General features: G+C 33.2%; 12 protein-coding genes, 1 tRNA gene and 1 riboswitch. Of the genes, 2 read left to right on the top strand and 11 right to left on the bottom strand.

Annotation, left to right across the window (positions count from 1 at the left end; genetic code table 11):
• Window positions 1-8 precede the first annotated feature (8 nt).
• From BM153_RS05825 to BM153_RS05800, 6 genes are all read right to left on the bottom strand, one after another.
• Complete coding sequence (locus BM153_RS05825; RefSeq protein WP_092871679.1) at window positions 9-1,922, bottom strand: NAD(+) synthase; 1,914 nt, start codon at window positions 1,920-1,922, stop codon at window positions 9-11.
• Window positions 1,919-2,797 (bottom strand): Hsp33 family molecular chaperone HslO, encoded by an 879-nt coding sequence (gene hslO / locus BM153_RS05820; RefSeq protein ID WP_092871677.1) that lies wholly within the window; start codon window positions 2,795-2,797, stop codon window positions 1,919-1,921. Before hslO ends, BM153_RS05825 begins: the two co-directional genes overlap by 4 nt.
• 1 nt (window position 2,798) lies before the next feature.
• Window positions 2,799-3,554, bottom strand: a complete 756-nt coding sequence (locus tag BM153_RS05815; protein WP_092871675.1) for a class I SAM-dependent DNA methyltransferase — start codon at window positions 3,552-3,554, stop codon at window positions 2,799-2,801.
• 17 nt (window positions 3,555-3,571) lie between these two features.
• Entirely contained in the window at window positions 3,572-4,072 is a 501-nt protein-coding gene (locus tag BM153_RS05810) for a COG2426 family protein (RefSeq protein WP_092871673.1), read from the bottom strand.
• 11 nt (window positions 4,073-4,083) lie between these two features.
• Entirely contained in the window at window positions 4,084-5,148 is a 1,065-nt protein-coding gene (gene hisC, locus BM153_RS05805; protein ID WP_092871671.1) for a histidinol-phosphate transaminase, read from the bottom strand.
• A gap of 153 nt (window positions 5,149-5,301) precedes the next feature.
• Entirely contained in the window at window positions 5,302-6,492 is a 1,191-nt protein-coding gene (locus BM153_RS05800) for a pyridoxal phosphate-dependent aminotransferase (RefSeq protein WP_092871669.1), read from the bottom strand.
• 312 nt (window positions 6,493-6,804) lie between these two features.
• Here BM153_RS05800 and BM153_RS05795 point away from each other — a divergent pair, with 312 nt between their 5' ends.
• The gene (locus BM153_RS05795) at window positions 6,805-7,098 is read left to right on the top strand and encodes an ArsR/SmtB family transcription factor (RefSeq protein WP_242949085.1); all 294 of its coding nucleotides are present in this window, start codon (window positions 6,805-6,807) and stop codon (window positions 7,096-7,098) included.
• Between the two features lie 306 nt (window positions 7,099-7,404).
• Window positions 7,405-7,591: riboswitch (cobalamin riboswitch) on the bottom strand.
• 288 nt (window positions 7,592-7,879) lie between these two features.
• Here BM153_RS05795 and purB read toward each other — a convergent pair.
• The 3 genes from purB to purC are packed head-to-tail and all read right to left on the bottom strand — an operon-like array spanning window position 7,880 to window position 11,516.
• Complete coding sequence (gene purB / locus BM153_RS05790) at window positions 7,880-9,313, bottom strand: adenylosuccinate lyase (RefSeq protein ID WP_092871667.1); 1,434 nt, start codon at window positions 9,311-9,313, stop codon at window positions 7,880-7,882.
• Between the two features lie 15 nt (window positions 9,314-9,328).
• Complete coding sequence (gene purF, locus BM153_RS05785) at window positions 9,329-10,789, bottom strand: amidophosphoribosyltransferase (protein WP_092871665.1); 1,461 nt, start codon at window positions 10,787-10,789, stop codon at window positions 9,329-9,331.
• Window positions 10,790-10,811: 22 nt separating this feature from the next.
• The gene (gene purC, locus BM153_RS05780; protein WP_092871663.1) at window positions 10,812-11,516 is read right to left on the bottom strand and encodes a phosphoribosylaminoimidazolesuccinocarboxamide synthase; all 705 of its coding nucleotides are present in this window, start codon (window positions 11,514-11,516) and stop codon (window positions 10,812-10,814) included.
• A gap of 300 nt (window positions 11,517-11,816) precedes the next feature.
• On the opposite strand from purC, the gene BM153_RS05775 reads away from it, so the two are divergent.
• Complete coding sequence (locus BM153_RS05775) at window positions 11,817-12,176, top strand: PilZ domain-containing protein (RefSeq protein ID WP_143088273.1); 360 nt, start codon at window positions 11,817-11,819, stop codon at window positions 12,174-12,176.
• 113 nt (window positions 12,177-12,289) lie between these two features.
• On the opposite strand, the gene BM153_RS05770 is transcribed toward BM153_RS05775, so the two are convergent.
• Window positions 12,290-12,362 (bottom strand) — tRNA-Arg (locus BM153_RS05770).
• A gap of 137 nt (window positions 12,363-12,499) precedes the next feature.
• Entirely contained in the window at window positions 12,500-12,703 is a 204-nt protein-coding gene (locus BM153_RS14125; protein ID WP_278278327.1) for a DUF5688 family protein, read from the bottom strand.
• Window positions 12,704-12,745 lie beyond the last annotated feature (42 nt).

The raw sequence follows: 12,745 nt of genomic DNA, 5'->3' as shown, positions 1-12,745 counted from the left end.
GCCTTAGATTATTTTATTTCTTCTAATTCTTTCATCCAGATGTTTTTACTTGCATCACTTGGCATCCTTAAATCACCCCTTGGAGAAACTGCCACAGAACCAACCTTTGGCCCGTCAGGTAAGCAGGAACGCTTAAACTGCTGGGCAAAAAATCTTGAATAAAAGGTTTTTAACCATTTAAAAATAACCGAAGCATCATATTTTTCCTCAAAAGCAATCCTTGCAAGTCTGTAAATCTTTTTCGGAGAAAATCCGAAACGCAAAACATAATACAAAAAGAAGTCATGAAGCTCATAAGGCCCAACCAAATCTTCTGTTTTTTGGGCTATCTCTCCTTCTTTAGGTGGCAATAACTCAGGACTTACAGGTGTATCCAATACATCATATAAAATATCTGCCAACTCTTTATCATTACAGGTATCAGCATAATATCTAACCAGATGTCTAACCAAAGTTTTAGGAATTGAAACATTAACACCGTACATAGACATATGGTCGCCATTATAGGTTGCCCAGCCCAAAGCCAGTTCAGACATATCTCCCGTGCCAATTACCATTCCATTGTTTTTATTAGCAAGATCCATAAGAATCTGGGTTCTCTCCCTGGCCTGACCATTTTCATAGGTAACATCATGAATACTGTCATCATGGCCTATATCTCTGAAATGTATATTTACTGCATCTTTAATATTTACCTCTTTCAAAGTTGCTCCCAGCTTTTTTGTAAGAGCAACAGCATTGTTATAGGTACGGTTAGTAGTTCCAAAGCAAGGCATTGTTACGCTTAAAATATTACTTCTGTCAAGACCTGCCATATCCATAGCCCTTACAGTAACTATTAAAGCCAAAGTAGAGTCAAGACCTCCTGAAATACCTACAACAGGGCATTTACAACCTGTATGCACAATTCTTTTCTTTAATCCCATAGATTGAATATTAAGAATTTCTTCGCATCTTTTGCTTCTTTCTTTAACATCACCGGGAACGAAGGGTTTTGGATCAACAAAACGCTCCAGCTTTGTCTCTTCATTTTTCAAATCAAAATCAACCCTTACATAATCATCATCCCGAAGCTCAAAAGAATTCATTCTTCTTCTTTCATGGACAAGTCTTTCAATATCTATATCAGCATATATTATTTTATTTTTAAATCTTTCTGCCTCAGATAAAACTATTCCATTTTCACAGATTATGTTTTGACCGCCAAATACCAAATCCTGAGTAGATTCTCCTTCACCGGCATTAGCATAAATATAAGCACAAATAAGTCTTGCACTCTGGCTTGAAATCAGCTGTCTTCTATATGTATCTTTTCCAACAGTTTCATCACTGGCAGAGGTATTTACTATAACATTTGCACCATTTAATGCATGGCTAATACCAGGTGAATCAGCTACCCAGACATCTTCACAAATCTCAGCAGCAACCCTTAATTCCGGCATAGACCGGCATTCAAACATAATATTGCTTCCAAAAGGGACTTCCACATCTTCACTTAATTTTACCATCGTAACCTTTTTATCCCCTTTGGTAAAATGTCTTAATTCATAATATTCAGAATAGTTCGGGAAAAATCGTTTTGGAACAAGACCCAGTATTTTTCCGTCTTTTATGGCAGCAGCCACATTATAAAGCTTTCCCTTATAATTAAAAGGAAGCCCCAGAAAAATAAGTGCATCTATTGAAGTGGTCTTTTTTGCAATATCAAATAATGAATCCATTGATTTTTTTAACAAAAGTTCCTGTAAAAACAAATCATTACAGGTATATCCACTAATGCAAAGCTCAGGAAAAACAATAATTTTAGCACCCATCTTTCCGGCTGCTATTGCATTTTTTATAATTTCTTCGCTGTTATATTCGGTATCTGCAACTTTTAAAGAAAGTGATGCTGCTGCAACTTTTAAAAATCCGTTTTTCATTCAACTAATATCCTCCTTAGTTCATCTTTACTAAACAGATATTTTGTATTACAAAAATGACATTCCACCCCTACAGGTATGTCATCATCAATCATATTTTGTAATTCATGCTTGTCAATTCCATGGAGCACCTTTTCCACCTTTCGTCTTGAACAGTCGCATTTAAAGCCGGTTTCAATGCGTTCCTCATAAATATGTAAATCAAAATCCCCAAGGATTTCCTCTAGTATTTTTTCAGGAGTATATCCGTTATCAAGCATTGTGGTAACTGAGCTAATTGTTGATATTTTCTTTTCCAAAGCATCAATAACCTCATCTGTTACATCAGGCATGAGCTGTATTATAAATCCCCCGGCCTGTTTAACAGTATTGTTCTTTTCCATTAAAACCCCTAAACCTACTGATGAAGCAACCTGTTCTGATTCAGCAAAATAATAGGTAAGATCCTCTGCAATTTCGCCGGTTCTAAGGGGAACCTGACCGGAATATGGTTCTTTTAAACCTAAATCCTTTATTACTGTTAAATATCCACCACCTACGGCAGCTCCAACATCCAGTTTTCCATCACTTTCTCTAGCAGGTAAAAGCACTACAGGCTCCTGGGGATATCCTTTAACAAAACCATTTGATTTTGCAGTAACTGTCATTCCCTTTATTGGTCCTGTGCCTCTTACCATTAATGTAAGAACATCTTTTTCGCCTTTCATCATGCTTCCCATCATGGCTCCGGCGCACAATAATCTTCCTAAAGCAGCTGTTACTACAGGACTGGTTTCATGGGCCTTTCTGGCAAATTCTACAGTTTCTCTTCCTGTCATGGCAAATGCTCTTATTGAATCATCTGCTGCAGTGGCTCTAACAATATAATCTGACATTTTATCCTCCAATTTTTCCATTTTCTCTACAAATCATTACAATTCTTTCAGATTTGTCATTTACATCTTCATTTTTGTAGCCATCATAGGCCTTAACAAATAAAAGCCCGGCTTCTTCAACCAAAGCTTTCATTTCATCAAAATCATATCCTTTTTGCTGATGAAGTTCTTCAAACTTTTCATATAAGCCATCTTCTCTTTTCAAGAAAATAGTAAGCTCATATTCATTTATGTCTGAATCCTCATAATAATAGTTATCCCAGATAAAGCTTCCTTCATCTCTGTTTTCAGCAATAGTCTGTTCTCCTATCAATTCTTTATATTTATATTTCGTGTTGAAATCAAAAATAAATAAACCTTTTGGATCAAGATAATTGTTTACTAATTTAAAACAATTTACAAGTTCATCTTTTGAAAGAATATAATTTATGCAATCACAAACACTAAATACTGCTTTAACAGTACCATAAAGTTCAAATTCCTGCATATTCTGGCAAAGATATAATATATCTCTTTCACCCCTTGTACTAATGGCCTCTTCTAACATATAAGTAGAATTGTCAATACCGGTCATATCATATCCCATATCCGAAAAAATATTGGTCATTTTCCCGGTACCACATCCAAGATCAAGAAGTAATCCCTCTCTAATATCCTCTTTATACAATTCTTCCTTCAAAAATTCTGCCCATTCATTATAAGGCACATTATCCATGAAAACATCATATAATTTAGAAAGTGCTGAATACGACTGCATTATTTCCTCCATTTTTATTAATTAATAATTGCTCCTAATAAACCATAAGATAATATTGACATTATAATAGTTGCCATGGCAATACCACATAATTCGGCTATTATTGATTTTTTAAAATCTATATCCAAAAGAGCTGCAATTAATGAGCCTGTCCATGCTCCTGTTCCAGGCAATGGAATCCCCACAAACAGCATTAATCCCAAAAATTCATAGTTTTGTATTTTTTCACTTTTACCCATGGCTTTATTTTCCAATGCTCTTACTATGGGCTCAAACAACCTGACCTTTCTCATCCACTCAAATATTTTTTTGATAAATAATAAAATAAAAGGAATAGGTATAATATTTCCAATTATACAGATAGGAATGGCTTTTATTATAGAAACTTTTAAAAGAGAGGCTGCAATAAGACCTCCCCTTAATTCTAAAATCGGAATCATGGAAATAATAAAAATAACCATTTCCTTTGAAACATAATTTGACAAAGTCATTGTAAAATTGTTTACTAATTCACTCAATTTATTCTCTCCTAATCTAATTCATTTATTATCTTTTTAAGACATTCAAAAAATTTATCCATTTCTTCATCAGTACCTATGGATATTCTAAGATAGTTATCTATTCTTTCTTTATTGAAATATCTTACAAAAATGTTGTTTTTCTTAAGTTTTTCAAATATAATTGAAGCACTAAAAGATTTATGCTTTGCGAAAATGAAATTAGATTGAGAATCCGCAAACTCAAATCCTAACTCTGATAAGGTTTTTTTAGCATTTTCCCTTGTATTAATAACTTTTTTAATTGTCTCTTTGAAATATTCTTCATCATCAATTGAAGCTGCAGCCATTTCCATGGAAAGTGCATTTAATGTATATGAATTAAAAGAATATTTCACATCATTTAAATATTTTATTAAAAGAGGATTACCGATTGCATATCCAAGTCTTAAACCTGCCAGACTTCTGGATTTTGAAAAAGTACGCACAACTAAAAGATTGTCATACTCATCAATAAGTGAAAGAGCACTTTCTTTTGCAAAATCCACATATGCCTCATCAATAATAACAACCACATCTTTATTATTATCCAAAATATTCCTTATCGTATCAAGGCTTTCAAAAACTCCTGTTGGAGCATTAGGATTTGGAAAAATAATTCCTCCGTTTTCTATATAATAATCTTCTTTTTTTATCTTAAATTCCTCATCTAAAGGAATTCTTTTATAGTAAATCTTAAAAAGCTCTGCCCATACATCATAAAAGGAATAAGTAATATCAGGAAACAGTAATGGCTTTTGGGAATTAAAAAATGTCATAAATGCCATTGCAAGTACATCATCTGAACCTACCCCTACAAAAACCATATCCTTTGATACTTTATGATAATCAGCAAGTTTTGCTACAATTTTTTCCATAGTCGGATCCGGATAGTATTTTAAAGTATCAGAATCAAAATTTTCAATGGCTTTTTTAACCAGATTGCTTGGGGGATATGGATTTTCATTGGTGTTTAATTTAATAATATTTCTTATCTTTGGCTGCTCACCCGGAACATAAGGAACGACTTTTCTTATATTTTTTTCAAATTCTTTCATTTTTCCATTCTTTCTATTACTACTAATGACCGGGCCTTATGGTAAGTCCCGGAATTTATTATAAAATGTTTCGTAAAAAGGTTTTCTCAATCCTCTTTATTGCCTGCGTATCTTTGTAAATCATAGCAGATATTCCCATTTTACTATTTACTACTAACAAAGTGAATACTCTTTGGCCAATTCTTTAAATTTAGGTAATGAATTTTCAACCGTTTGTCTGGATACACAATATGCAATCCTTACATAACCTGGACATCCAAAGGAAGCTGCTCCCACCAACAAAATATTGTATTTTTTTGCAGTTTTGACAAATTCTGCATCATCATTATTAGGAGTTTTAAGAAAAAGATAAAATGCACCGTCAGGTTTTGTACATTCAAATCCATAGCTTGTAAGTGCTTCATATAAAATCCTTCTGTTTTTATCATAAAACTCAATATCAGCCTTACAATTCAAGCATTTGGAAACTACCTTTTGAATCAGTGAAGGAGAGTTTACAAAGCCCAATATCCTTGTAGCAATAATAGCGCCATTTTTAATAAGTTCACTGTCATCAGCCTCATCAGGAATAACAATATATCCGATTCTTTCCCCTGGTAATGAAAGTGATTTACTAAAAGAATAACCTACTAAAGCATTTTTATAATACTTTGTAACATAAGGAACCTCTATATCACCATAAACCAATTCTCTATATGGCTCATCAGAAACAATATAAATATCTGTTCCAAATTCCTTGCTTTTTTTCTCCAGTATTTTTCCAATAGATATTAAGGTTTCTTCACTATAAACAACACCTGTGGGATTATTAGGAGAATTAATAATTACAACTTTAGTTTTTACGGTAATTTTTTCTTCAAATTCCTTAATATTAGGCTGAAAATCTACGGTATTTGGAGAAATAACCACTAAATTTGCGTCATAGTTTTCTGTATACATTCTGTATTCACTAAAGAAAGGAGCAAAAGTTATAACTTCTTCCCCTGGATTTAAAAGAGTTTTAAATAAAACATTTAGACCACCGGCTGCTCCTACAGTCATTATTATATTTGATTCATTAAAATTTGTACCGTGTTTTTTATTTATAAAATCTGCAATCTCACTTCTTACACTTTCATATCCTGCATTACTCATATAGCCATGTAATTCTAAAGAATTTTCATTTTTTACAATATCCAAAATAGCTTCATTAACTTCTTTAGGTGCCGGCACATTTGGATTTCCCAGACTAAAATCATAAACATTTTCCTTTCCAAACTTTTTAGCCATTTGTTTACCCTCTTCAAACATGGCTCTAATAGCTGAATTTCCCTGGGTATATCTTTTCATTTTATCTGATATCATTTTCCCCATTACTTCCTTTCTATAACAACACATAAATAAGCGTCACTTTTCATCCTATTTTACATTTATTTAGCACTTTACACAACTAAAATGCAAAGAAAATTTATGCATATCAAGGTGACCTTTATAAATCCTTTCCTGCTAATTTTCAACCTTCTTGACTATTAAAAGTGGTAAGAGGTAAAATGTTTTTTAAATGTTTAACTTTTTTTCAGTGAGATTGAATATATTTACTTATTAAATCAGAAAAAAAAACGAAATATGTTTTAACAGCAAAACATATTTAAGCATATATTATAAGAGGTAATCATATTGAAAAATGTAGATAATAATGAATTAAATGAACTATCAGAACTTTTTAAAATATTCAGCAATACCACACGCCTAGCAATTATGAATTCGTTATATGAAAAGGAAAAATGTGTACTTGATATTGCTAATGAACTATCTATGACTCATAGTGCCATTTCTCATCAACTCAGTCTTTTAAAGAAAAACCGCCTTATCAAATCCAGACGGGATGGAAAAACTGTCTACTATTCTTTATTGGATTCACATGTTTTAACAATTATTGAGCAGGGACTTATCCATATTAGGGAAAAATAAAAAAGCCCCTTCCCGGGACGAAAAAACCTTATAAAACCACAAAAGACACAGCTGCGCTACTGTGTCTAATGCGTAAATAAAAGGAAATAAAAGGAGGTGAATTTCTAATGAAATCCTGTACTTAGTCTATATAAAGTAAAATATCTAAATACCTAATTCATCATTCACATTTGACTACACAGTCGTCAGAACAAAATCTCCACAAAAAAACGAACCATTGAAAGGTTCGGAATGTAAAGATATGCGATATATCACATTTTCTTTCCCACCGAAAGCTTATTCAAACATGAATAAGGAATAAATCCTAATGTAAATCAATACAAGGCAGGTCTTCTGACTTAACTTCACTTTACTCGTTCCCACCTTCCCGGCAAAGCCAGTGGCATATAAGAAACTTTCATCTGAAATACAGTAGCGGGGGCTGTCTTGGAATCTCACCAAATTCCCTATTAAGTGTCGCTTTCGCAACATCACCTTGTACCTATTTAATATTAAGTTTTCTGTCGTTCTCCTTACGACATGATTAGTATAGCACCATTTTTTTATTAATGCAAGTCTTTTTTTGTATTTTTTTAATAATATTTCAATATATTTTCCATTTTACAAATTTCCATAGAATCATCATTTTCATATTATAATGCTAAAAGTACATATTGTGGGTTTATTGGTTAAATCTGACAATCAAAAATGGTGATTTAAAGCCTTTGATATTTCCCGTTAAAATTGTATTTTCTATTAAAAAGAGCAGCTATCGCTGCCCTTTATAAAAAATATTATTTTTTTAAACATGAATCTCTGCTTTTTCACCAAGAAGGTCCTTGTTTTCATTGATAATCTTATTAATAACATTTTCAAGAAAATTATCAACCTGTACTGCTGCTCTTCCCACATACTTTGAAGGATTCATTGAAGCTTCAAGTTCTTCCCTTGTTAAATTAAAGGAGGAATCTTCGCTGATAAGCTCTAAAAGATTATTATCCAGACCATTCTTTTTAACATTTTCTCCGGCTTTCATTGAAAGCTGTCTGATTTTTTCATGTAATTCCTGACGGTCTCCTCCTTTTTTTACAGCATCCATCATGATATTTTCTGTAGCCATAAATGGAAGTTCAGCCATTAAATGTTTGGTTATAACCTTATCATATACAACAAGACCATCTGTAACATTTAAGCACAAATCAAGAATTCCATCAATTGCCAAAAAGCCTTCCGGAACACTAAGTCTTTTATTAGCTGAATCATCAAGAGTTCTTTCAAACCACTGTGTAGCAGATGTAATGGCAGGATTTAAGGCATCCAAAATTACATATCTGGATAAGGAAGCAATTCTTTCACTTCTCATTGGATTTCTCTTATAAGCCATAGCTGATGAACCTATCTGATTTTTTTCAAAAGGTTCTTCTACTTCTTTTAAGTGCTGTAAAAGTCTTATGTCATTTGAAAACTTTGTGGCACTTGCAGCAATACCTGCTAAAACATTTAAAACTCTTGTATCAACTTTTCTGGAATAGGTTTGACCTGATACAGGATAACAGCTTTCAAATCCCATTTTTTTAGCAATCATAGGATCAATTTTATCAATTAGTTCCTGATTTCCATCAAAAAGTTCCAAAAAACTTGCCTGTGTTCCTGTAGTTCCCTTTGAACCTAAAAGCTTTAATGTAGAAAGAACATAATCTAAATCTTCAAGATCCATGGAAAACTCCTGTAACCACAGGGTAGCCCTTTTTCCAACGGTAGTCGGCTGTGCAGGCTGAAAATGTGTAAAAGCCAAAGTTGGAAGATTTTTATATTTATCAGCAAAATCTGCCATTTTCGCTATAACATTTATAAGTTTTTTCCTAACAAGTTTCAAAGCTTCTGACATAAGAATAATGTCAGTATTATCTCCAACATAACAGGAGGTGGCACCAAGATGAATAATTCCCTTTGCCTTTGGACATTGAACTCCGTATGCATAAACATGTGACATAACATCATGTCTTACCAGGGCTTCGCGCTCTTTTGCAACTTCATAATTTATATCATCTTTGTGAGCCTTTAACTCTTCAATCTGTTCATCTGTAATATCAAGTCCCAGTTCTTTTTCGGTTTCTGCAAGGGCAATCCACAACCTTCTCCAGGTACGAAACTTTTTATCCGGAGAAAAAATGTATTGCATTTCTTTACTTGCGTATCTTTCTGATAAAGGACTCTGGTATCTGTCGTTTGACATATTAAACCTCCGATTTTAATCTTCTGTACGCTCACCGCGTATATCTTCTTTTGGTGGTGCTATTGGATATTTTCCGCTAAAGCAGGCATTACATATTGACAAGCCGTCACATAATTGAGGAAGTCTGTCAATTTTAAGATATGCCAGGGAATCAGCACCAATAATATTTCGAATATCTTCTATTGAACGATTATAAGCTATTAATTCTTCTCTTCCCGGAACATCTGTACCAAAATAGCATGGCCATAAAAAAGGCGGAGAACTAACTCTCATATGAACTTCCTTCGCTCCTGCTTCTTTGATCATGTTTACTATTCTGTCACTGGTTGTTCCTCTTACGATTGAATCATCAATCATAACAACCCTTTTACCCCGTACAGCCTCTTTTAATACGTTTAATTTAACCTGTACACTGGATTCTCTGTTTGATTGTTTAGGCTTTATGAAGGTTCTTCCTACATAGCCATTTTTGACAAATGCATTTCCGTATGGAATACCTGATTCCAAAGAAAATCCTAAAGCAGCTGCGTTTCCAGATTCTGGAACGCCAACTACAAGATCTGCCTCAACTGGCGAATCCATAGCCAAAAATTTTCCTGCTTTGATTCTCGATTCGTATACATTTATTCCATCTATATAACTGTCTGTTCTTGCAAAATATATATATTCAAAAATACACCTTGCTACCTTATCTTCCGGAAGGCAAAGAGACTTATCTGATTCAATACCATTTTCAGGACTGATAGTAACTATTTCCCCTGGTAAAACATCTCTGACAAACTCTGCGTTAACTGCATCTAAAGCACAAGTTTCAGATGCAAGAATATAAGTATTTTCTCTTTTTCCAATAACCAGTGGACGAAATCCGTGAGGATCTCTTACACCAATCAATTTTCTTGGACTCATTACAATAAGAGAAAATGCACCTTCCAATCGTTGTACAGCTTTTTTTACTGCCTCGGTAACAGTAGCACTGTTAATTCTTTCTCTTGCAATCAAATATGCAATTACTTCGGAATCAATGGTAGTTTGAAAAATAGCACCTGTCATTGATAATTCTTTTCTTAATGACAAAGCATTGACAAGATTTCCATTATGAGCCAGTCCCAATATTCCCTTAATATAATTTAATACAAGTGGTTGTGCATTTTCATAGGTACTGCTACCTGCTGTGGAATATCTGACATGACCTACTCCAATATCACCTTTTAAATCATTTAGGGATTCTTCCGTAAATACTTCATTTACGAGGCCCATCCCTTTTTTTAACTTTGTATTCTCTATTGGTCTGCTAGTTCCACTAACAGCTATACCACAGCTTTCCTGGCCTCTGTGTTGCAAAGCAAACAGTCCATAATAGACTGTGGAAGCAATGTCGGCTCCATCAAAATCATATGCACCGAAAACCCCACATTCTTCACCAAGTCCACTTTCCCTTTCAGTAGTATTAATGCCAATATTTGAGTTTGTATTCATTCTTTAGGCCTTTCTATTGAAATTATAATCCAATTCTCTTAAGAACTTCTTCGTATGCACCTTCTACATTACCAAGATCTCTTCTGAATCTATCCTTATCAAGTTTTTCATGGGTTTTGGAATCCCAGAGTCTACAGGTATCTGGTGAGATTTCGTCAGCAAGGATAACATCTCCTTTATAACGACCATATTCGATTTTGAAGTCAATAAGATCGATTCCGACTTCAGCAAAGAATTTTTTAAGTATATCATTAATTTTAAAAGTATATTCTGTAATTTTATCGATTTCTTCCTGAGTTGCAGCTCCAATTGCTTTTGCAAAATAAGAATTAATAAGCGGATCTCCCAACTCATCATTTTTATAACTAAATTCTAATGTTGGGCATAAGAGTTCTTTTCCCTCTTCTATACCAAGTCTCTTTGAAAAACTTCCTGCTGCCACATTTCTTACAATAACCTCAAGGGGTACAATTTCTACTTTTTTAACAGCTGTTTCCCTATCGCTTAATTCTTCTACATAGTGTGTAGGAATTCCTTCTTTTTCAAGAATTTTAAAGATGTGATTGGTCATTCGGTTATTAATAGAACCTTTACCTGCTATGGTGCCTTTTTTAACACCGTTAAAAGCTGTAGCATCATCCTTATAATCAACTATCAGCACATCTTCATTGTCTGTTTTATAAACCTTTTTTGCTTTCCCCTCGTACAACAAGTCGAGCTTTTCCATTATTAATCACCTTACCCTTTCAGAATTTGAGTTTTTTGACGCTGATAATTATAATACATCAATACCTAAAACGCAATCTTTTGCACGATTTACAGGTATTTTTTGAATTTTTATGACAATTGTCTTTTTCATTTAAATTTAACCCAATAACTATCATGCAATTTGTTTATTTTTTTTAAAGAAAAAAATATACCCTCATAAAGTTGACGATTTTTTTACATCATGTATAATAATTATTAGTAGTTATGTGTAGTAATCATCTATTCTGTTGTTAAATTACTTTTTGAAAGAGAGGGTAAAATGAAAGAAAAAAGAAAAAGCAGAAGGCTACCTGTAAAAATTAACCTTACTATTTCTGATCTTTTTAATCAAGATAACTCCAGTATAAAAGATCTTGATTCTAACATAGAAGTAATTAATGTATCAAAAAACGGTATTGGGTTTGTTTCAGAATGCGTTTTGCCTGACAACTTTTATTTTAATGCCGAAATCGAATTAGACTGTGTAAGTTCAACTATTTATACGGTAGTTAAAATAATCAGAAGTCAGGTTATTGATAAAGATAATTACATGTATGGTGCTGTATTTGATGATATTTCATCTGAAAATGCGGAGATATTAGAGAAGTTTTCATCTGCTGTTAATAGTGACTGTGAATAACAACTGAAATAGTATTTTAAATATATGTAAGAAAATCATGCTCATAAGTTTTCTTGATGTATTTAAAATATCTATATCATTTCCTTCAGGTGGATTTTTTTATATGATTGTAATACATCTGAAGGGAATCGAACCCCCGACACGCGGTACCGGAAACCGCTGCTCTATCCACTGAGCTACAGATGCAAAAATACCTTTAGAATATTATCATACACTTTTTCTTTTGTAAAGCACAGGAAGATGCTTACACCTTTAGTAAAACTATTTTATTATGCTTACATTCAATAATAAACATCTTCCTTATAATGCTTAATGTTTCTATTCTAAAAAGTTATCATATCATCTTTTCTTGAATAATAATATACTTTATCCGACAGCACCTGTTCTTCAGGTACTGATGTTTCATTTACATATTTTACAAGCTTAACCAATTCTTTTAAATCCACACATTTATGTGTCGGAACCAAAATCAATAGCGATAGGTAAGATTTGAGTATTTTCCCTTTCCATCTTTTCCCCCGCTCCACACCGTACTTGAGACTTTCACCTCATACGGCGCTCCATCAGGC

This window comes from Acetitomaculum ruminis DSM 5522 (assembly GCF_900112085.1).
GTDB lineage: Bacteria > Bacillota > Clostridia > Lachnospirales > Lachnospiraceae > Acetitomaculum > Acetitomaculum ruminis.
Note: the sequence above shows the minus strand (reverse complement) of the source record. Positions and strands in the feature narration are given on the sequence as shown.